General features: G+C 41.8%; 16 protein-coding genes. 5 read left to right on the forward strand and 11 right to left on the reverse strand.

All coding sequences use genetic code 11. From position 1 onward, the window contains the following. The first annotated feature begins 285 nt into the window (after window positions 1–285). Together C5469_RS18520 and yfbR are read left to right on the forward strand one after the other, a co-directional pair. Entirely contained in the window at window positions 286–1500 is a 1215-nt protein-coding gene (locus C5469_RS18520; protein WP_166309740.1) for a pyridoxal phosphate-dependent aminotransferase, read from the forward strand. 687 nt (window positions 1501–2187) lie between these two features. Continuing rightward, window positions 2188–2781, forward strand: coding sequence for a 5'-deoxynucleotidase (gene yfbR, locus C5469_RS18530; RefSeq protein ID WP_166309744.1), 594 nt, complete (start codon window positions 2188–2190; stop codon window positions 2779–2781). Here the strand turns inward: yfbR and C5469_RS18535 are convergent. Continuing rightward, window positions 2778–4610 carry an SLC13 family permease gene (locus C5469_RS18535; RefSeq protein ID WP_166309745.1) on the reverse strand — a complete coding sequence of 611 codons (1833 nt, stop codon included), beginning with the start codon at window positions 4608–4610 and terminating at the stop codon, window positions 2778–2780. The two genes, yfbR and C5469_RS18535, sit on opposite strands and share 4 nt — an antisense overlap. Window positions 4611–4811: 201 nt before the next feature. Continuing rightward, the gene (gene yfbV / locus C5469_RS18540; protein ID WP_166309770.1) at window positions 4812–5267 is read right to left on the reverse strand and encodes a terminus macrodomain insulation protein YfbV; all 456 of its coding nucleotides are present in this window, start codon (window positions 5265–5267) and stop codon (window positions 4812–4814) included. A 394-nt stretch (window positions 5268–5661) separates the two neighbouring features. Here yfbV and ackA point away from each other — a divergent pair, with 394 nt between their 5' ends. The 3 genes from ackA to C5469_RS18555 all read left to right on the forward strand — a co-directional run bounded on the left by ackA (window position 5662) and on the right by C5469_RS18555 (window position 9676). Then, window positions 5662–6864 (forward strand): acetate kinase, encoded by a 1203-nt coding sequence (gene ackA, locus C5469_RS18545; RefSeq protein WP_166309747.1) that lies wholly within the window; start codon window positions 5662–5664, stop codon window positions 6862–6864. Window positions 6865–6954: 90 nt separating this feature from the next. After that, a complete protein-coding gene (gene pta, locus C5469_RS18550; RefSeq protein WP_166309772.1) occupies window positions 6955–9081 on the forward strand; it encodes a phosphate acetyltransferase in 2127 nt (708 codons plus the stop codon). A gap of 181 nt (window positions 9082–9262) precedes the next feature. Next, window positions 9263–9676: a type II toxin-antitoxin system HicB family antitoxin gene (locus C5469_RS18555; RefSeq protein ID WP_166309749.1), complete on the forward strand. Its 414-nt coding sequence runs from the start codon at window positions 9263–9265 to the stop codon at window positions 9674–9676. Window positions 9677–9749: 73 nt separating this feature from the next. Here the strand turns inward: C5469_RS18555 and C5469_RS18560 are convergent, their stop codons facing one another. From C5469_RS18560 to C5469_RS18600, 9 genes are all read right to left on the reverse strand, one after another. Next, window positions 9750–10400, reverse strand: a complete 651-nt coding sequence (locus tag C5469_RS18560; protein ID WP_166309751.1) for a hypothetical protein — start codon at window positions 10398–10400, stop codon at window positions 9750–9752. Between the two features lie 404 nt (window positions 10401–10804). Beyond that, window positions 10805–11452 (reverse strand): hypothetical protein, encoded by a 648-nt coding sequence (locus tag C5469_RS18565; RefSeq protein ID WP_166309753.1) that lies wholly within the window; start codon window positions 11450–11452, stop codon window positions 10805–10807. 507 nt (window positions 11453–11959) lie between these two features. Further along, window positions 11960–13414 (reverse strand): amino acid permease, encoded by a 1455-nt coding sequence (locus C5469_RS18570; RefSeq protein ID WP_166309755.1) that lies wholly within the window; start codon window positions 13412–13414, stop codon window positions 11960–11962. Between the two features lie 101 nt (window positions 13415–13515). Next, a complete protein-coding gene (gene astE, locus C5469_RS18575) occupies window positions 13516–14499 on the reverse strand; it encodes a succinylglutamate desuccinylase (RefSeq protein ID WP_166309757.1) in 984 nt (327 codons plus the stop codon). Between the two features lie 12 nt (window positions 14500–14511). After that, window positions 14512–15855, reverse strand: a complete 1344-nt coding sequence (astB, locus tag C5469_RS18580) for an N-succinylarginine dihydrolase (protein ID WP_166309759.1) — start codon at window positions 15853–15855, stop codon at window positions 14512–14514. Window positions 15856–15882: 27 nt separating this feature from the next. Further along, window positions 15883–17358 carry a succinylglutamate-semialdehyde dehydrogenase gene (astD, locus tag C5469_RS18585; RefSeq protein WP_166309774.1) on the reverse strand — a complete coding sequence of 492 codons (1476 nt, stop codon included), beginning with the start codon at window positions 17356–17358 and terminating at the stop codon, window positions 15883–15885. A 5-nt stretch (window positions 17359–17363) separates the two neighbouring features. Beyond that, window positions 17364–18392 (reverse strand): arginine N-succinyltransferase, encoded by a 1029-nt coding sequence (gene astA / locus C5469_RS18590; RefSeq protein ID WP_242689526.1) that lies wholly within the window; start codon window positions 18390–18392, stop codon window positions 17364–17366. Window positions 18393–18416: 24 nt separating this feature from the next. Beyond that, window positions 18417–19625 (reverse strand): aspartate aminotransferase family protein, encoded by a 1209-nt coding sequence (locus C5469_RS18595; protein ID WP_166309763.1) that lies wholly within the window; start codon window positions 19623–19625, stop codon window positions 18417–18419. Window positions 19626–20449: 824 nt separating this feature from the next. Further along, on the reverse strand, window positions 20450–22128 hold a 1679-nt coding region (locus C5469_RS18600), incomplete at its 5' end, for a non-ribosomal peptide synthetase (protein ID WP_166309765.1).

Raw genomic sequence — 22128 nt, forward strand, 5'->3', positions numbered from 1 at the left:
ATAATCACCCGACTCACTGCTTTAACGTTAAAAACATCTCATTTCCACACTAAAAAAAGATAACATTCAAGAATATAAATCCAAAAATATTTAAAAATAAAGAATTTAACACCAACCTAACAAGCATAAAAAGACACTAAAACAACAACATCCTTACTAAAACAATCATTTTGACCAAATATATCAACACGTCTTCAAAACACCAAGAGGGAAGAGTACATTAAATGTTACACGCTATAGGCTAACGAACCCCATTTTCTACCAAGATTTAAGGTAAGACTCTCAATGCTAACAGTTAAAAAATCCAGCAAACTCGATAATGTTTGTTATGACATCCGCGGACCCGTACTCAAAGAAGCTAAACGCCTGGAAGAAGAAGGTAATAAAGTCCTCAAATTAAATATTGGTAATCCAGCACCTTTTGGTTTTGAAGCGCCAGATGAAATCTTGGTAGATGTTATCCGTAACTTACCAACAGCACAGGGTTATTCAGATTCAAAAGGCTTGTATTCTGCGCGTAAAGCCATCATGCAACATTATCAGGCCCGCAATATGCTGGATGTGAGTGTTGAAGATATTTATATTGGAAATGGTGTTTCTGAATTAATCGTTCAGGCAATGCAAGCATTACTGAATACCGGCGATGAAATGCTGGTTCCTGCTCCTGATTATCCTCTCTGGACCGCAGCCGTTTCACTTTCTAGCGGTAAAGCCGTACATTATATGTGCGATGAAAACTCAGATTGGTTTCCTGACCTGGATGACATCCGTAACAAAATTACTCCCCGTACACGTGGAATTGTGATTATTAACCCTAATAATCCAACGGGTGCTGTATATAGCAAAGAATTGCTATTGGAAATTGTTGAAATAGCGCGTCAGCATAATTTAATCATTTTTGCTGATGAGATTTACGACAAAATCTTATATGACGATGCAGAGCATCATTCAATTGCCGCTCTCGCCCCAGATCTGTTAACGGTAACGTTTAACGGATTATCTAAAACATATCGCGTTGCAGGTTTTCGTCAAGGCTGGATGGTATTAAACGGCCCGAAAAAGCACGCTAAAAGTTATATTGAAGGCTTAGAAATGTTGGCATCAATGCGCTTATGTGCAAATGTGCCAATGCAGCACGCGATTCAAACCGCTTTAGGGGGTTATCAGAGTATCAGCGAGTTCATTTTACCTGGTGGTCGTTTATATGAGCAGCGTAACCGTGCATGGGAATTAATTAATCAAATCCCTGGAGTTTCCTGTGTGAAACCCAAAGGCGCTTTATATATGTTCCCGAAAATTGATGCCAAGCGTTTTAACGTTCACGATGATCAGAAAATGGTGCTTGACCTCTTGTTACAGGAGAAGGTTTTGTTAGTGCAGGGAACCGCATTTAACTGGCCAGAACCTGATCATTTCCGCATAGTGACACTGCCAAGACTTGATGAATTGGAAATGGCGATTCAGAAATTCGCCCGATTTATTGGCAAATATCATCAGTAAAAAAATCAGAGCCGTTTGTTAAAACGTAAATCTTACCGATAACGAACATTATTCACACCATGAGTTTTATCCGTTGTAGAAGAAAACCCATTTCTTCTACAACTAACAAATTAGTCTGCTTAATTCTTCCTCACTGACAAAAGCATCACCTACCAGATAGAAGTCCTTGATAGTAATTTCCAATACTTTCTTTACTGACATAAGATGATAGTTCTTTACAGAGTAAAGCCAGTAAATTTTCATTTTTTTACCGGTAACAAGGGTTAATTTTTTTATTTTAGAGGGGTCTTATAGTGATTATATAAGGATTTTTAAGGACAAAAAAGAATTAAACATTGCATTTGTTAAATTTGATAAAAGAGAGTGCTTGAAGTAATAGTGACCTATTGTAAATTAGGTGAAATATTTGTATACAATTTGTATGTAAAATGGAATAGAAGAATAAATTTCTTTTAAAAAATATTTCCATTAAGATTATAACGTTTCCGGTAATATAAATGTAAATTAACCCGTCATCCTGGGGATGTTATACTGTCTGGACGTCAGTTAACGAATATCGTTAATACGTTAGCTAAAAGAGTATTTCCTCCTTAAAGTCAGGGATAAAAATTAAGAAGCGACTTCAAAATTTACTTATCCCTGCCAACCACTCACAACAAAAGCGATATTCCATTGTAAGAGATAATTATGAGCCACTTTTTTGCCCACCTTTCCCGTTTGAAACTGATTAACCGTTGGCCGCTCATGCGTAATGTGCGTATAGAAAATGTTTCCGAGCACAGTCTCCAGGTTGCTTTCGTCGCACACGCTTTAGCTATTATCAAAAACCGCAAATTTAATGGCAATGTGAATGCTGAACGCATTGCATTACTGGCTATGTACCACGACGCCAGCGAAGTTATCACCGGAGATTTACCGACCCCGGTCAAATATCACAATCCACATATTGCCCGTGAATACAAAAAGATAGAAAAAATCGCACAAAAGAGATTACTGGAAATGCTACCAACAGAGTTGCAAGAAGATTTCCGTTCAATACTGGATGACAGCCTGCATACAGAAGAAGAAGTTTTTATTGTCAAACAGGCCGATTCCCTGTGTGCTTATCTCAAATGTCTGGAAGAACTATCAGCAGGTAACAGTGAATTCAATCTGGCAAAAACCCGGCTTGAAAAAACTCTGGCTGATCGCCACAGCCAAGAGATGGATTACTTTATGCAAGTTTTTGTACCGGGGTTTAGCCTGTCACTAGACGAAATTAGCCTCGATATCCCCCATTAAAATGGGAACAACCAAGGAATAACCAGTACACTTATCACCATCACCAGCATGGTAAATGGCACTCCCAGACGGACAAAATCAGAGAATTTGTAACCACCTGGGCCAAGAACCAAAGTATTAACGGGTGATGAAACTGGAGTCATAAATGCGGCAGAAGCTGCCACACCAATAATCATGGCAAATGGCATGGGTGATACAGCCATTTCACGCGCAGCTGCAATGGCTATCGGCGCCATTAATACCGCCGTTGCCGTATTAGAAATAAACAAACCAATAACGGCACAAAGCACGAACAGACATAACAACATCACTCTTGGCCCCATGTCACCTGCAATATCCATCAAGCCGCGGACAATAAGACCAATCCCACCCGTTTTCTGTAACGCCAATGCAAATGGCATCATGCCGACAATCAGAATTATGCTGGGCCAGTGAATGGATCGGTAAGCGCTTTCCATATCAATACAACGGAATTTTCCCATCAACAGGCAAGCTATCAATGCGGCAATCACATTAGGGACTTCATCAGTCAGCATCATGGCAACCATCAGCACCAGACTAAAAAGTGCATGTGGAGCCTGCGATGTTGCCGGTGCCACCTCCTCAATCTCAACAGGCAGATTGAGTACAATAAAATCGCGCATTTTGGTTTTCAGGATGCGGATCAATTTCCAGTCACCAATGACCAGTAAAATATCCCCAAGTTGTAGCGGCTCATCCACCAGTTTGCCCGACAACGGTTCACCATCACGCCGGATGCCGACAACATTCAAACCATAACAGGTACGAAAACTCATCTCGCGTAGAGATTTACCCAGTAAATCTGACTCCGGGATCAACGATACTTCAGCCATACCCACATTACGGGATTGCGCAGAAAAATACTCTCCACGCAGCACCATCGGCTCCAATAATTGCTCACTGCAAAATTCCCGCAAATCCACTTCACTGCCTGACATATCAATCAGCAATATATCTCGTTCTCTCAGTTCTGTATTCCCAGTCGCGTTAACCATAACACGCCGGAAGCGCCGCCAACGCTCAATACCAACGACATTAGCCCCATAGCGGGCGCGCAAATTCAATTCATCCAGAGAGAGACCAATCAACGGGGAATCTTGCCGGATTGCCAGACGACGAGCGCGACCGGATAATTTATAGTCGCGGATAAGATCACGGAAAGTACGGCGGTTCCATTTGTCACGACCATTATCCGGCTGATTGCTTCCCAACCAATGACGAGCAATCAACATATAGCCAATACCAGCAAACAGAATCAGAAAGCCAATAGGTGTAATTGAGAAAAATTTGAAACCAGGAAGCCCTTCACGGATCAACTCACTGTTAACCACCATATTAGGCGGCGTCGCTACCAACGTCATCATCCCACTGATAAGCCCGGCAAAACTCAGAGGCATCATCAACCGCCCTAGAGAAATTTTCATTCTTGCCGCAACACTGAGCACAACGGGAATGAAAATCGCGACTACCCCCGTGGAGCTCATAAAAGCACCAAGCCCCGCAACAGTCATCATCAGCAAAGCCAACATTTTGGTTTCGCTGTTTCCAGCAACTCTTACCAGCCAGTCTCCCATTTGATAAGCAACACCGGTTCTCACTAACCCCTCGCCAATAACAAACAAGGCCGCTATCAGTAAGACATTGGGATCACTGAAACCACTGGTTGCTTCACCCAGTGTCAGCGTTCCACTCATGACAAATGCAATAATCACCAATAACGCAACAATATCCATGCGCAATTTGTTGGTGGTAAAAAGAACAATAGCTATCAATAACAGGGTCAATACCCACAAGAGTTCACTATTCAAAATGGCCTCTATCAACGAAAAAGAAGATACAGTGTCGGAAACATCATCTTGATTAGTAGACTATTTTATTGGGGGAAAATCTCTAGTTACGATCAACAACATGCCTGTTTTTTTGCCATGAACCGCTATTTTATCTGTTGATTTCTCAATCACTGATTTCAAACACCAATCGACCTGATCCAATCTCGTGATATTTTCCAGCTAAATATCATCAAAAAACGACCGATCAAGTTGTTTAAATGCCCGTTTGAGAATTTCAGCAAGAGATTGATAAGTAGGCGTTTGCTGCACAGGTGCCATTGCAATACCTGCTTCGGCAAATTTATCACGGATTTCATGAAACCATTTCAGCAATGCCACAGGTAATGGTGTTGATGCCCGTTTTCCCAACCACCATAACCCCTGTATCGGCAAACTACACGCAAATAGTGCAGTCGCGATAGCGGGACCAAGTTGACCACCCAAAGCGATTTGCCACGTCAGAGTAAAAATAGCCAATGGTGGCATAAACTGGATACCAAAACGGGTTGCCTTAATAACCCGGTTTTCAGGAAACACTGGCGCCAGTTGCTTCTCAATCGGCCAGGTCTTCATATATTTTTGCCCCAGTTGTATCTTCTTTATCCATCCGCCACTGGCAGGAGGCATTGCGTTCATCATGACCTCGATCAATTGAAAACATAATTTTTAAAAAAACATTGTAAATGATAAAATATTTTTTGTAGGATTAAGTATATTTTGTCTTTACTGCTGGCTATCGGTATCCTACACCCACTTTTATGCTGAACACAGCGGTAAAGCGGCATATTTTACCTTTTTCACTGCATTTAGGCTCATTTTGTTAACAAATTACCCTATACATTAACATTAGGGCAGCGAAAAAAGGTTTTTTTGAAAATTTAAACCTTATCATCATGCCCTTTGCACTTAGCATGATGTTAATCATTTAATGTCATCAACTATTATGCACTACGCTGATGAGTAATTGACGTTTTATTAATCACATGTCTTATCTGTAAGACTCATTGACAAACACGATATAGGTATTTCCATGTCAAGTAAGCTGGTACTGGTCCTCAATTGCGGTAGCTCTTCTCTGAAATTTGCTATCATCGATCCTGCTAACGGTGAAGAATATCTTTCTGGTCTAGCTGAATGTTTTAACCTGCCTGAAGCCCGTATTAAGTGGAAAATGGATGGCGCAAAACATGAAGCCGCTTTAGGTGCTGGTGCAGCCCACAGTGAAGCATTGAACTTTATTGTTAATACTATTCTGGCCGAAAAACCAGAACTTTCTGCCCAAATCGCCGCAATCGGTCATCGTATTGTTCACGGTGGTGAGAAATTCACCTCTTCTGTCACCATCAATGAGGAAGTTATTCAGGGAATTAAAGATGCGGTTCCATTCGCACCATTGCACAACCCGGCTCACCTGATTGGTATTGAAGAAGCGAAAAAAGGGTTCCCACACTTGGCTGACAAAAATGTTGCCGTTTTCGATACCGCTTTCCATCAAACAATGCCGGAAGAATCTTACCTGTATGCATTACCATACAATCTGTATAAAGAGCACGGCATTCGTCGTTATGGCGCTCACGGAACCAGCCACTTCTTCGTTTCCCGTGAAGCAGCAAAAACGCTGGACAAACCGGTTGAAGAACTGAATGTCATTGTTTGCCATCTGGGTAACGGTGGTTCCATCTCTGCTATCGTTAATGGTCAATGTGTTGACACTTCTATGGGACTGACGCCGCTGGAAGGTCTGGTAATGGGTACCCGCAGCGGTGATATCGATCCGGCTATTATTTTCCACCTGCATGATTCTCTGGGCATGAGCGTTGAACAAATCAACAAACTGCTGACCAAAGAATCTGGCCTGCTGGGTCTGACTGAAGTCACCAGTGACTGCCGTTATATAGAAGATAACTACGAAACCAAAGCCGATGCTAAACGCGCCATGGATGTCTACTGCCACCGTCTGGCTAAATACGTTGGTGCATATTCCGCATTGATGGAAGGTCATCTGGATGCAATTATCTTTACCGGTGGTATCGGTGAAAACTCAGCGCTGGTTCGTGAATTGGTACTGAAAAAGCTGGCTCTGTTAGGTTTTGAATATGATCACGAACGTAACCTGGCAGCCCGTTTCGGTAAATCCGGTCCTATCACTACCGACAACAGTCGCCCTGCTCTGGTGATCCCAACTAATGAAGAATTAGTGATCGCTCAAGACGCAGCACGCCTGACCGCGTAAAATATTTTGTTTGCCGACCGCCAGCTACTGCTGGCGGTACTCTTTTGACCAACGAGCAACCGTAAAGAGGTTTCCGTGTCCCGTACAATTATGTTGATCCCTACCAGCACCAGCGTCGGCTTGACCAGTGTTAGTTTAGGTGTGATCCGCTCAATGGAGCAAAAAGGCGTCAGCCTGAGTGTTTTCAAACCCATCGCCCAAGCTCGTTGCGGTGGCTCACAAGACCAGACCACCGCAATCATCCGCTCTCATTCCAGTATTAAAACTTCTGAACCACTGGATATGACCTATGTGGAATCTTTACTGACGACAAATCAGAAAGATGTACTGATGGAAAAGATCGTGGCCCTTTACCACGAAAACACCAAAGACGCAGAAGTTATCCTGATTGAAGGTCTGGTTCCAACCCGTAAACATCCGTTCGCCCAGTCTCTGAACTATGAAATCGCCAAGACACTGAACGCTGAAATTGTGTTCGTACTGGCGCTGGGTAATGATTCCCAAGAACAGTTGAAAGAACGTGTTGAACTGGCTCGTGCTGAATTTGGTGGCAGTAAAAACCAGAACATTACCGGTGTTATTATCAATAAATTGAATGCACCGGTTGATGATCAGGGCCGTACCCGCCCTGATCTGTCGGAAATCTTTGACGAATCTTCGAAAGCCATCGTAGCTAACATCGATCCAAACAATTTATCCAAAAATAGCCCATTGCCAATTCTTGGCTGCATTCCATGGAGTTTTGATCTGATTGCGACACGCGCAATCGATATGGCCAAACACCTGAATGCCCGTATTATCAATGAAGGTGCAATTAAAACTCGTCGGGTGAAATCCGTGACTTTCTGCGCACGTAGCATTCCACATATGCTGGAACATTTCCGTCCGGGTTCCCTGCTGGTCACTTCTGCTGATCGCCCAGATGTTCTGGTTTCAGCCTGTCTGGCTGCCATGAATGGCGTTGAAATCGGTGCAATTCTGTTGACCGGAGGCTATTCCATCGATGAACCAATTAAACAATTGTGTGAACGTGCTTTCGGAACGGGTCTGCCAGTCTTTATGGTTGACACCAACACCTGGCAGACTTCCCTGAGCCTGCAAAGTTTCAGCCTGGAAGTGCCAGCCGATGACCATGAACGTATCGAAAAGCTACAAAACTATATTGCCCAACATATCAACAAAGAGTGGATCGATTCCCTGACAGCGAATTCTGAACGTCCACACCGTCTGTCTCCACCAGCATTTCGTTATCAATTAACAGAACTGGCACGCAAAGCAGGCAAGCGGATTGTGCTACCGGAAGGTGATGAACCTCGTACCGTGAAAGCAGCGTCTATCTGCGCTGACCGTGGTATTGCGCAATGTATTCTGCTGGGCGATCCAGAAGAGATCCGTCGGGTTGCCGCTGCTCAAGGAGTAGAACTGGGTACCGGTATCGAAATTGTTGATCCGGTTGCAGTACGTGAGCGTTATGTTCCACGTCTGGTTGAACTGCGCAAAAACAAAGGCATGACCGAAGTCGTTGCACGTGAACAACTGGAAGACAACGTTGTTCTGGGCACATTGATGCTGGAACAGGGCGAAGTTGATGGCTTGGTTTCCGGTGCAGTACACACCACAGCAAACACGATCCGCCCACCATTGCAGTTAATCAAAACTGCACCGGGTAGCTCATTGGTATCATCCGTATTCTTTATGCTGCTACCAGAACAAGTTCTGGTTTACGGTGACTGTGCGATCAACCCAGATCCGACGGCTGAACAACTGTCTGAAATCGCTATTCAATCGGCAGATTCAGCTAAAGCATTTGGTATCGAACCGCGTGTTGCTATGATCTCCTACTCTACCGGTAACTCTGGTGCAGGTAGTGATGTTGAGAAAGTTCGTGAAGCAACCCGTCTGGCGCAGGAAAAACGTCCAGACCTGATCATTGATGGTCCATTGCAGTATGACGCTGCTATTATGGCAGACGTGGCGAAATCCAAAGCACCAAACTCACCGGTTGCCGGTCAAGCTACCGTGTTCATCTTCCCCGATCTGAACACCGGTAACACCACCTACAAAGCCGTACAACGTTCTGCGGATCTGGTTTCTATCGGGCCAATGTTGCAAGGTATGCGTAAACCAGTGAATGATTTGTCCCGTGGCGCTTTAGTAGACGATATCGTTTACACCGTTGCACTGACTGCGATTCAATCAGCACAGGGAGAGGCGTAACCGTTTCTTATCCATAGCAGATTAATGACTAATAAAGGCTGAATCCTATACTTCACTGGATTCGGCCTTTTTATTTTCTTTTTATCTCCGGAAAGATATAAGATTGGAAAATTATGCCAACTTATTAAATATAGTGTTCTCAAATGAAGTAACCAGAAACACTCAAATCAGGAGAAAAAATATGTTATATCCCGCTTTTATTGAAGTTGATACAGACGGCAGTGCAAGCGGCTGGTTTCCTGATGTACCCGGCTGTTATTTTGCTGGCGATACACTTGAAGAAGCCTGGCAAGATGCTAAAAGTGCTATTAAGGTACATTTTGAATTATTAACGCAAAATGAATCAGAGCGGCCGAAAGCCAGAACAATGCAAGAACATCTCACTGAAAACATGGGTAAATATATTGATGGCCAATGGATCTTGGTTGATGTCAATATGGATAAATTCGATGGCAGAGCAGAACGGATCAATATTACCTTGCCACATCGTTTATTGTATCGTATTGATACGATTGTTCATGATCATCCTGAATATGGCAGCAGAAGTGGTTTTCTGGCTCAGGCCGCACGTAATGAACTACAAAAAACAATTTAATTGTGCCGCATATATGCGGCACTTTATATTTATTTACGCAGATTTAAGATTGATGATTACAGCACAGGGAAGCCTATTTTTTCTGTTTCTGTAATAATACATAAGCGACTTGGGCTTGTATTTTATTCTTTGATAACCACTCATTAAATATATTTCCTATTCCGCGTTGCTTATATGCAGGATCACAACTTGCCGATGTTCCTGTTACACCAAGCCCGTATGTTCCTCCACCTTCAGCTTTAGTCTTACACTTATGTTTAGTTGTAAAGTCACCATATAACCAACCTGCCTTTTCCGTCTTAAATTCAATAACAACACCTGGTTTTTTATTGGTTAGATAACTTTGTGAGTAAGTGAATTGAGGCGCAATTCCACAGAAACTATTTTCTTGAACGCAAGAAATTTTCTCGTTCCTATTCTTATCAAATGTTTGATATTCCTTTATCTCCATTCCTCGATACCAGTACATCGATTTTTCTGCATCATTATCACTATTTGCAGTTTTACTACTCCTTAGCGTAAGTTTATTCGGTGTGTTGTCTTTAACTCTAAGAACACAATTTGTATATAAAGACATTACTTTGGTTTTTGCCAATCCATTTGCCGTTATTGCATCTTTTACCTGATTTCTAATGTTCTCCGGATCTTTCATACATGCCATACTGACACTGCTAATAGCTAATAAAATCGGGGAAATAAGGAAAACTTTTTTATTCAAACCCATGTTTCTCTCCTTGATTTATTTTTGGCACCTAATTAAATGAAAACAGGTTTCATTATTATATGTTAATTAAATAAACACCATTACAGATAATATATAATCAATTAACCCACTGCATTAATTTCTATTGTTATATTCTCTGCCTTAAATAAGATAGATTATTTAATTAGAAAAAACAAAAACAAATTCCAGTATAATTAAATTAAAAAATATTTTATGAGAATATATGAAAAACAATATAATAACGGCATAAAATAAAAAAAACAATAATTATATGATAATATACCTTTTGAAAAACATTTCTTAGTAAAAATTTTCTTTACCATCTAATGGCGCAAGGCTGTAACTTACATTTGTTTCTTTAATATTATACAGATTGCTATCCACTATATCCCCCAGCAAAGGGTTCATTTTGGTATTGGTAATTGTACATAAGAAATTGTCGTCTCTATTTTAACTGGCTTTTCTGATAACCACTTATTGAATTCATCCCCCATCTTATAACCTTTAGGCTCACAATTTGACTCATCTTTTATCAATGTAGTTATTTCACCAAGCCCATATGATTCTCCTCTTGATTCAACGTTAATTTCGCAGTTATGTTTAGTTGTAAATTCATTATATAACCAGCCAGGTTCTATCGTCCTAAATTCTATAATAAATTTTTTATCCTCTCTCATCGGATAGCTCTTCGCGTAAGTATATTCAGGAGAAATTCTGCAAAAGCGATTCGGAATGTTAGCACAAGGAACTCTTGTATATTTATTACTATCAAATAGTTTATATTCATCTATTCCCATTCCTCGATACCAGTATATCGCTAGTTCTGCGCGCTCATCAATATTTCTGGATTCATTATTAGTTAATATAATTCTATTTCCAGTATTAACCACATAAAATTCGCATTTTTTATACATAGACATCACTTTGGTTTCTTGTAATCCATAGCTTTTTATTATATTTTCTACCATTGGATCAATATTACATGCCACACTAAATTGACTAACAACTAATAATAAAGGGGAAATCAGAAAAACTTTTTTATTAAAATTCATATTTCTCTCCTTGCTTTATTGATAATGTTGCCACACAAATAAATCACAAAATAAGCTAACAATATAAATCATATGATTCAATTATTTTATCTTATTATTAGTCATATTAAATAAAGGTAGATTATTAAATAGAAAAAAACAAGCCCAATAATAACTAAATTAAAAATAATAAAAAACATAAAAAAAGATAATTTCAATAACATATAAAATAAATAATTCTTCAGTTATTACAATGTCATATATAATAAAATCACTTATTTATTATTCTACAATAACATAAGAAACATCATCCAATTGCAATTATGACCATCTACATAATTCAAATAAATATTATCATGAATTTTTATTTCCCAATAATACGGTAAGTTCACTTAAGATTTATTATCAATAAAAAGCACCGAAGTTATGAACATTCGGTGCTGGATTCAACTAATGATGCACTTAGCATAGGAAGTCTGTTTAAATGCCAAAATAGCTAAATATATTAAATGCAAGCCACCCGCCTGACTATGGACGAAAACCTTCTTTCGCTACCTGATAATCTTGTTCTTCCTGTGCTTCATTTTTCTTTTTCACGCGCCATAGAATACTTAACGCGATAAACCACAAAGGTGTACCACAGAGAGCTACCAACGTATCGGGATCAAAAACCATTATCACTACTGTGAGGATGAAAAAAATCAGCGTGATCCACGTCATCGACACTCCCAAAGGCATCTTAAATATTGATCGTTTATGCAATTCAGGATGATGTTTACGATAGGCTAAATAGGCCACTAATATCACACACCAGCTATAAATCACCATAATAGAAGCAACGGTTGATACAATAGTAAATAACCGCATGACATTTGGTACGATAAATAGAAGTGACGTGCCAATTATCATACAGAAACAGGAAAATATCAGACTATGTACCGGAATAGCAGTATTACGGGAAAGAATTTTAAATTTCCAGTGAGCATTTCTTTCCGTTGATAACCCATAAAGCATACGTGTACAAGCATATAATCCACTATTAGCAGAAGACATTGCCGACGTTAATGCAACAAAGTTAACAATTGCGGCAGCAGCTGGCAGACCAGCCAGGGAAAATAACGTCACAAAAGGGCTGGTTTCAGATGAAATACGTCCCCAGGAAGTCACAGCAATAATGCTTAACATTGAGAAAATATAGAAGATAAAAATTCTCATCGGGATCTTATTAATTGCTTTCGGCAATATCTTTTCTGGATCTTTTGTTTCTGCGGTCATGGTGCCAACAAGTTCAACCCCAGTAAAAGAAAAAATCGCAATCTGAAAACCGGCAAAAAAACCAAAAATACCATTCGGCAGGAATACTGATGGATCAGTCAGATTATTAATGGATGCCGTCATACCATCTGGTGATTTCCAGCCTATCATCACCATACCGATACCCACAATAATTAGCGCTAAAATCGCAATGACTTTAATAATCGCAAACCAAAATTCAGCTTCACCAAATAACCGGACAGACAACAAATTGCAAGTACAAAGTAAACCCAAGGTTAAAAACGCAGGCACCCAAAGAGAAACGCCGGGAAACCAATATTGAATATATCCTCCACAAACCACCACATCAGCAATACAGGATACAATCCAACTCATCCAGTAAGTCCAGCCGAGAAAAAAACTCGCTTTCGTCCCTAAATAATCAGACACGAAATCAGCAAAAGAGCGATAATTCAATTTAGTGAGCAGTAATTCTCCCATAGCTCGCATCACCATATACACAAAAAAACCGACAATGGCATAGGTAATAATGATTGATGTTCCGGATACGGCAATAGTTTTGCCCGACCCCATAAATAAACCGGTACCAATAGCACCGCCAATAGAAATCATTTGAATATGACGTGCACTCAATCCTCTATGCAGCTCTTGCGAATCAGTAAATTTCTCTGTCGAAAGGTTTTGTTGAGTTTTATTATTTTTTATCATGATAATACCCGTCCGTCATTAAAGCGAAGAAGCACATTGCGGAATTCTTTCTGAAGAAGAAAGTGCCACTGCTTCAGAAAGAAAATGTCGTAATATTTTATTTAGTTATTTTTTTCATTTAGAGCAAGTAACAATCCCGCCCGTAATCCATTAGCAACCTCAGCATTAGGAAATAATATAAATTTTGCTGGGGAGGTAATTTTCCAATAGCGATCCTGTTGGCTGGCAATTTCAAATCCTTCAGGCAACTCAGTGAAATTCATGGTATCGGCAGGTATATGAAGTTGAAAACTGTCATCACTCTTAATAATCGAATCAACTATTTGGTAATGTTTCAGCTCAGGTTTAATGCGTGCAGTTATTTGCGAATAAGGGATTAAACCATGAAGAGCCTCAATGATTTTCTGAAATCTTTTTAAATCATTTTTACCAAAAGGCATTACTTTGCCAATTTCCATCGTGCAACTGTCTGCGCCAAATTTTTCTCCCAGGAAGTGGCTGAAAGTCCCTCCTTTTTCTTTGTGATAAACCAGTGCTTCAATATCACTATCACTCAACCATTGCATAAACTCAGCAGAAAAAGGACGGCCCTGAGCAGGTAATAACGCAAATTGCTCATGATGAGAAGCCCGTATCGCTGTATGCAAGTCAATATGCCAGCGAATATTTGTAGAAGACACCGAAGGTTCAGCAAAAAAACGACTCACAACATTTTCCAGTTCAGCCGCACGTGACCGCTCATTTCCCTGCGGGAAATCCAGATAACGACCACCAAACATTCGGTTCAAATCATTATGCAAGTAACGCCGATTCGCACGCATAGCAGGCAGGTTACCGAAGATGATCAACAAGTTATTTTCTAGTGTTAGCGTACCATCAGCCAACTGTGCCAATAACTGAATCAATATTTCAATAGGTGCCGTTTCATTACCATGAATACCCGCAGAAATCACCAGAGATCGATTTTTCCCTTCACAAGGAATAAGTTGCAATACCCCTTCTGCCAACCAACTCGCACTGATTGTTTCCGGAAACGTCAAATGATTAGCAAGTTTCTTTTCAAGCAATAACGTTAACAGATCCATATCCACTCCAATTTAGCGTTGAAATTCATAGATCGATCCTAAATTTAGGATTTGCGTAAGCTCATCCAGAGCGGTATAAAATTCACGAAGTAATTGGGGATCAGCCAGATCACTGGAACATAATTGATCACGATAATGCTGTTCTATCCATTTGGTCAGACGATCATAAAGCTGAGTATTCATCAGTGTTGCAGGATTGACAGCACTGAATTCAGCATCATTTAACACAACCCTCAGGCGTAAACATGCTGGTCCGCCGCCATTACGCATACTTTCCCGAAGATCAAAAACGCAGACTTCATTAATGGGTGAAGAAGTTTGCGCAATCAATGACTGTAAATAATCCCAGACGACAGCATTTTGACGGCACTCTTCAGGAACAACGATCATCATTTTTCCATCAGTTTTACTCAGTAACTGACTATTAAAGAGATAAGAATCAACCACATCTTTAATACTTACCCGCTCTGAAGGCACTTCAATCGCGACAAAATCATGTCCCAACACCGCCATTTTTTCCTTAATTTCAGCGAGAGCCTGAGCCTGATTAAGGTAAGCATATTGATGATGAAAGAGGACATTTCGGTTGCTCACTGCAATGACATCATTGTGGAAAACACCACTGTCAATGGCGACAGGTTTTTGCTGCACAAAGACGGTTTGTGCCGGATTAAGCTGATGCAGCCGTGCAACAGCTTCACTGGCTTCCCGTGTTTGCCGCGCGGGGTAAAGCTGGGGCATCGGACCACCACGCAGCACGCTACGCCCATAAACAAATACCTGTACGCCCGGCGTATGATAGTCACCACAGAGACGATTATGGTTTGCCGCCCCTTCATCACCGAAATCCTCATGTTGTGGCAGAGCATGATGATGAACAAAATAGTTTTGATTAGCAAAAGTGGCTTTTAACGCGGCTGCCGTCGTTTCTGTTTCCAGCGAACGATGCAATTTGTTATTTAAATTTGCTACCGTGAAATGCACTCTCTGGTCAGCACTATCTGCTGAAGGTGACACTGTCGCCGCGTTTGCTGTCCACATTGATGACGCAGAACTCAGCTTTGATAACAACACAGGAGAATATTGAGCCGCTTTCTGGAGTACTTGCTCATCACTGCCTGCAAAACCTAAATTACGCAACGCGGGAATATTAGGACGTTGTTGCGGTGGAAGCACTCCCTGAATAAACCCTACATCAGCCAGCGACTTCATTTTCATCAACCCTTGCAGCGCAGCTTTGCGTGGGTTAGACACACTATCCCTATTATAGATAGATGCCTTATTACCCACTGAAAGCCCAGCGTAATGATGGGTCAGACCGACCAACCCATCAAAATTTGCTTCAAAACCAGACATAGATACCTCTGGAAAAATGGTATTAAGTTAATCAGGGAAATGAATTCCCGGTGCCAGCGTTTCAGGTAAAAAAAGTTCATCGGAAACAAGGGATGCCATCGGCCAGGCACAGTAATCAGCAGCATAATAAGCACTGGGCCGGAAGTTTCCTGATGCACCAATACCACCGAAAGGTGCTTTACTGGAAGCCCCAGTCAACGGCTTATTCCAGTTCACAATCCCCGCTCTCGCATCTTCTGATAAGCGCTGAAACAGTGCAGCATCTGGCGAAATTAAACCAACAGCCAGCCCGAACCGGGTGTTATTGGCGATAGCTAACGCTTCATCAAATGTGTCATAACGCATCAACATGAGCAGCGGCCCGAAATACTCTTCATCAGGTTGATCGACTATCTGACTAACATCAATAATCCCTGGTGTCAGCAACGTTGATTGAGGAGCGAGTTGCTCCAACGAAACCAAAGAAATCCCACCAAGTTTTTGTAGCCGATCTTGCGCTTCCAACAAATTCTGAACAGCCTGTAGAGAAATGACTCCACCAATAAAAGGTTGAGGTTGTGCATCCCAATGGGATGGAACAATCTGTTTAGTCACTTCCACCAAACGTTTAATTACTGCGTCTCCATGTGCACCATTTTTTACCAACAATCTGCGAGCGCAGGTGCAACGTTGACCCGCGGAGATAAATGCTGACTGCACAATGGTATAAACAGCGGCATCAATATCATCACAGGCATCAACGATCAGTGCATTATTTCCTCCCATTTCAAGTGCCAACATTTTTTCTGGATGACCGCCAAACACGCGGTGAAAGTGAAAGCCAGTATTAGCACTCCCTGTAAACAGCACACCATCGAGCTGCTTATCCTCCAGCAATACGGTCCCTGTATTACGCGCACCTTGAACCAAATTAAGCACCCCTGCGGGCAAGCCCGCTTTTTCCCACAGTTTTACGGTTTCTTCAGCGGTCATCGGTGTCAGCTCACTGGGTTTAAACACCAGCGTATTACCCGCGATCAGTGCGGGAATAATATGACCATTGGGTAAATGACCAGGAAAGTTATACGGACCAAAAACCGCCATCACACCATGGGGACGATGACGCAATAACGCCCGACCATCTGGCATAATGGTTTCTGATTCTCCTGTACGCTGTTCCCATGCTTCAATGGAAATAGCCGCTTTACCTATCATGGATTGTATTTCAGTACGTGTTTCCCATAATGGTTTACTGGTTTCTTGACTGATAACACGGGCGAGAACTTCTTTCTCTTCATTCAACAAAACTACAAACTTCTGGACGACATTAATTCGCTCACTGACTGGCAAATGTGACCAAGAATAAAACGCCTCGCGGGCAGACTGACAAGCAGCGCTGACTTGAGAGGCATCGGCGCTGTTAGCTTGCCACAGGATCTGTTGATCTATTGGAGAGAATTTGGTTATCGATTCACCCTGCCCCTCTACCCATCTTCCCCCAATGTAATGTGCTTTATGATTCATCATAATTAGTTTTCCTCTGGAAAGAGACTGACGAGTCGCACCTGCTCCCCATCACTGATCTGAAGTGCATCCATTTCAACGGGTGTTAGAGAAAGTTCCTCGCCGTCATACGCAATATTCAGTAAAAGCGCTCGAAATTCACTAAAGTACTGATTGGCAACGATGCAAGGAATTCCATCATTGCGGATAACTGACTTAGCTTTGCTGACAGTAACAAGCTGACTCTCTTTTACTGCGCGTATCCGGTCGATCTCAGCCTGTAGTAAAGCACCTGCGTCAAAAATATCGATATGGCCTTGATAGGAAAAACCTTCTTTCTCAAGAATCGCACGGGCTGGGACAGTTTTTTCATGAACCTGTCCAATCACCTTCTGCGCCTCGGGAGATAATAAGGATATATAAACCGGATGCAGAGGCATGAGTTCCGCAATAAAAGTTTTTGATCCAATACCAGTTAAGTAATCTGCCTGAGAAAAAGGAATGCCAAAAAAATGTTGTCCCAATGCGTTCCAGAAAGGCGAATTCCCTTGCTCATCAGCAACGCCACGCATTTCAGCGAATATTATTTTAGAAAACAGATCCCTAAATGCGGCGATAAAGAGAAAACGCGCTTTAGAGAGAAATGTGCCATTTTTTCCTTTCTGATATTCCGGGTCTAGGAACAAGGTACATAATTCACTGTTACCCGTCTGATCTTGTTCTAAAGTTAAAGCTTCAATAGCTTTATAAACGCCCAACTCACGTGATGAGCGAATCGTTTTTTGTACCCGAAAGTTATAAAACGGTTCCTCCAATCCTACCGCCGCTTCTATAGCACTAACGCCTACTACGCGATTCGCACTGGTATCTTCCAGCACAAAAAAGAATCCTTGTTGAGATCTGGTCAATCTTCCTTCAAAAGTATCGACGCTACGTGTAATACGTGAACGTAATTGATCCAGGTTATTTGGCAAAGATGTCAGACCTATACCAGCTCGTTCGGATAAAGCCTGAATCCCCTTTAAATCACTATTCTGGACAGTTCGGAAAAGCATCATAAGATCACCTTCAATCTGCTATTAACCGACAAACCGCATAATGGCACTTTCAAGACGAACCAGACCTTCATCAATATCAGCAAATTCAATGTTTAATGCAGGCGCAAAGCGCAATACATCCGGCCCGGCAATCAATACAATCAACCCCTCTTCTGCTGCAGTATTGGTCAACTGCTTCGCCTTACCTTGCCAATTCTTATGTAATTCAGCCCCCAGAAGCAGCCCTTTGCCCCGCAAGCAACTGAATATTTGATAACGCTGATTGAGTTTCGATAATCTATCCATAAAATAATCATGACGCTGTTGCACTCCGGTAAGAAGTTCTGTCTGATTAACAATGGAAAGCACTTTATTAGCGACTGCCGCTGCCAGAGGATTACCACCAAAAGTTGTCCCATGCGTGCCGGGTTGAAAGGCTTCTGCAATATGTTGTTTCGTCAACATAGCACCAATAGGAAAACCCCCACCAAGACCTTTTGCACTGGTCAGAATATCAGGCTCCACGCCATACCCCTGATAAGCATAAAGATATCCGGTACGACCTACTCCAGTTTGGATTTCATCGAAAATGAGTAGTGCCTGAAAGCGATCACATAAGGTACGCAATCCCTGCAAAAATTCAGGATCTGCGGGAATAACTCCACCCTCCCCAATAATAGGTTCAACAATAATCGCACAAGTATTTTCAGAGATGTGCTCCCTGATCGCAGACAAGTCATTATAAGGAAGATGAGTAATTTCTTGAGGAAGAGGTGCATAATCTTGTGAATATTTTGGTTGCCCTCCAACTGTAACGGTAAATAATGTCCTGCCATGAAAAGAATCGTTAAATGAGATAATCTCATTTTTATTTTTTCCATACTTATCAGCAGCATATTTCCTGGCTAACTTTAATGCTGCCTCGTTAGCTTCTGCGCCTGAATTACAGAAAAATACTTTATCAGCAAAAGTATTTGCCACAAGTCTCTTCGCTAATTTAAGAACTGGCTCATTCGTGTAACCATTTCCTATATGCCATATTTTCTCAATCTGAGAAATTAGCTCATCTTTTAATTCAGGATGGGCATGCCCTAATGAATTAACCGCAATCCCACCAGCAAAATCAATATATTCCTTTCCATCCTGATCCCATACTTTCGAGCCTTTGGCCTGAACAGGGATGAACTTAGCAGGAGAGAAACAAGGTACCATATAGTGATCAAACCAACTTCTCTGAATATTTTCTAACATGGATCATTTCCCCTTAAAATAGAGAGCGTCTGGACGAAAGAAAAATATAACTTTCGCTACTTTTCAGCTCGTACTGATATAACTAATTAATAAATACTGAGGGAAAGGTTTACTAAGTTGAATTCTAAAAAGATTTAAAGATAAATAAGATTACATGATTTCGTTAATATTATAATTCTTATCAGTATTTTCGAAAAACAATCCCTCAGTCATTGGACAGATACTGTTGCTCGCGCTTAACAAAGTCAACACAAGTTATAAACAAAAAAATACTTTTTGATCTCGTTCAAAATTCCAAAAAGTATTTTTATGCGCAGTTTATGCACTCAATGTGAATAACAAAGGAATAAATGGTGAATAAACTAAACCTGCTGCATATAGATGAAAAGAATAAGTAAATAATTATTCATCAATAACGTTTGAAATTGACCTACTTGAATGTGAAATAAAATTTGACGGGTTCTGATTTTGTAATCACCAAGCTAGTTCTATCAACAAAATAACAAAATAAGTGAACAATCTGACTGTCACTTAATACAAAATTAACTTCCAACTCAGAAGATTAGCGATATCTAAACTTTCTTATATTACAAATAATAACGGCATTACCTCCTGGTCAGATTATTTATAAAAAATTGATCGCATCATGCCTTATCTCAATGATTTATCTGAATTAGATAAACAGATCAGGTCCTATGTGGGGAAAGTTATTCTGTCGCAATTATCACTTTCCTTATACTATTTTAATAAAGAAAAAATCCGGTATAAGCAATATATACCGGATTATCACACCAACGCTAAATTATTCAGTATTTCTTAATATATTAGTATGGCAAAACCTCCCCGTTACCGTTGATTGCCAGTGTCATATTAAGGGCTTTAACTAAAATGACTTTATTCTCGTTATCCTCCAATAAGCTGAAATGGTTACCCGGAATAGCTATTAAGTGAAGCAAAGCATCAGGGACGACTCGTGCCCAACCTAACGACGGTTCTATATTTAAAGACTCCGGTTCTTCATCCATAACAGAAGAAAGTGGATAAGATTCCATAGCATAGAACTGATGCAATGTTATTGTTAATACCTGTGGCTCATAATCCCTGACTATTTGCGCATAATGTGCTATCTGCTCCCAACGTCCTGCGATTAAATCAGGACACAAACTGGATGGATATAACGCCAGTTCCTGCGCAGCGGCAATAAACTGCACCAAACTCAGTTCATCAATTCGCTGGTACAACTCCGCAACCTCTTCAGCGTGTCCTTCCCCTAATTGCCTGTCCAATTCAGCAAGGAATTGATATTTAGGCTGCGCTATTTGCTCACCTAAATAATGAGGAGCCGGCGTATCAATCAGCCCCAGGAAATTGACCATTTCACCGGCATTCAAAAGCTGTTGGGCAATCGCATAAGCCAATATCCCCCCCGAAGAGTAACCAGATAACCGGTACGGTCCTTCCGGTTGAACCGCCTTCATCAAGGTGATCATTCTTGCCGCCTGCTCCTCCATAGTCGCCATCGGTTTTTCATTGATGGACGGCCAAGGCAGCGCGTAAATCGGGTAGCCTGACTGTATACGCTGAGCCAACCCGAAGACATAGGAATAGTCACCCATCCCACTGGGAACAAAGAACACAGGCAATCCTGCTCCACCAGATCGCACCGATATAGCGCTGGTTTGCGGCTGGGACAGCGAATCTAATGTGATTTTTGCTGCCAGTTCGGTCAGTACCGGGAATTGGAATAAAACATTCAATGTACAGACCAAACCCCGACCAGCAGCAAGATTTATCATTCGCATGGCAAGCAGTGAATGGCCGCCCAGAGCGAAGAAGCTGTCATACCGGCTGACCTGCTCAACGCCCAACAACTCACACCAAATCGCCGCCAACGCGATTTCCGTTTCTCCCTGCGGCGCGGCGTAAACCTGACGGGCAAACGCCTCTCCGTCCGGCGCCGGCAACGCCCGACGATCCAGCTTACTGTTAGGCGTCAATGGAAACTCATCCAGCCGCACAAAAGCTGACGGCACCATATAATCCGGCAACAGGGCGCTCAGGTAGATACGCAGACTATTAACCAGTCCCTCATGGGCTTCCGCCACCACATAAGCCACCAGCCGTTTCTCCTGCCCTTCTCCCAGCGCCAGCACCACACAGTCATTCACCGCCGGATGCTCCACCAACCGCCCCTCAATTTCCCCCGGCTCTATCCGGAAACCCCGGATTTTAACCTGATAGTCATTACGCCCCAAAAACTCCAGATTACCGTCTGGCAGATAACAGGCCAAATCCCCGGTCCGGTACATGCGGGCCCCCGGTTTATCACTGAACGGATCGAGAAGGAAACGTTCCGCGGTCAAATCCGGGCGATTCAGGTAGCCTCGCGTCACTCCCGCGCCACCTATGTACAATTCCCCTATCGCCCCCAGCGGCACAGGATGTCCCTCACTATCCAGTAAATACAGACGGGTATTGGTCAGCGGACGTCCGATTGTCGGAT

Source organism: Photorhabdus cinerea (genome assembly GCF_011189575.1).
Classification (GTDB): domain Bacteria; phylum Pseudomonadota; class Gammaproteobacteria; order Enterobacterales; family Enterobacteriaceae; genus Photorhabdus; species Photorhabdus cinerea.

Excerpts from the sequence above, each read along its gene's own strand:
- C5469_RS18520 (WP_166309740.1), top strand. The coding sequence starts at position 286 with ATGCTAACAGTTAAAAAATCCAGCAAACTCGATAATGTTTGTTATGAC.
- yfbR (WP_166309744.1), top strand. The coding sequence starts at position 2,188 with ATGAGCCACTTTTTTGCCCACCTTTCCCGTTTGAAACTGATTAACCGT.
- yfbV (WP_166309770.1), bottom strand. The coding sequence starts at position 5,267 with ATGAACGCAATGCCTCCTGCCAGTGGCGGATGGATAAAGAAGATACAA.
- ackA (WP_166309747.1), top strand. The coding sequence starts at position 5,662 with ATGTCAAGTAAGCTGGTACTGGTCCTCAATTGCGGTAGCTCTTCTCTG.
- pta (WP_166309772.1), top strand. The coding sequence starts at position 6,955 with ATGTTGATCCCTACCAGCACCAGCGTCGGCTTGACCAGTGTTAGTTTA.
- C5469_RS18555 (WP_166309749.1), top strand. The coding sequence starts at position 9,263 with ATGTTATATCCCGCTTTTATTGAAGTTGATACAGACGGCAGTGCAAGC.
- C5469_RS18560 (WP_166309751.1), bottom strand. The coding sequence starts at position 10,400 with ATGGGTTTGAATAAAAAAGTTTTCCTTATTTCCCCGATTTTATTAGCT.
- C5469_RS18565 (WP_166309753.1), bottom strand. The coding sequence starts at position 11,452 with ATGAATTTTAATAAAAAAGTTTTTCTGATTTCCCCTTTATTATTAGTT.
- C5469_RS18570 (WP_166309755.1), bottom strand. The coding sequence starts at position 13,414 with ATGATAAAAAATAATAAAACTCAACAAAACCTTTCGACAGAGAAATTT.
- astE (WP_166309757.1), bottom strand. The coding sequence starts at position 14,499 with ATGGATCTGTTAACGTTATTGCTTGAAAAGAAACTTGCTAATCATTTG.
- astB (WP_166309759.1), bottom strand. The coding sequence starts at position 15,855 with ATGTCTGGTTTTGAAGCAAATTTTGATGGGTTGGTCGGTCTGACCCAT.
- astD (WP_166309774.1), bottom strand. The coding sequence starts at position 17,358 with ATGAATCATAAAGCACATTACATTGGGGGAAGATGGGTAGAGGGGCAG.
- astA (WP_242689526.1), bottom strand. The coding sequence starts at position 18,392 with ATGCTTTTCCGAACTGTCCAGAATAGTGATTTAAAGGGGATTCAGGCT.
- C5469_RS18595 (WP_166309763.1), bottom strand. The coding sequence starts at position 19,625 with ATGTTAGAAAATATTCAGAGAAGTTGGTTTGATCACTATATGGTACCT.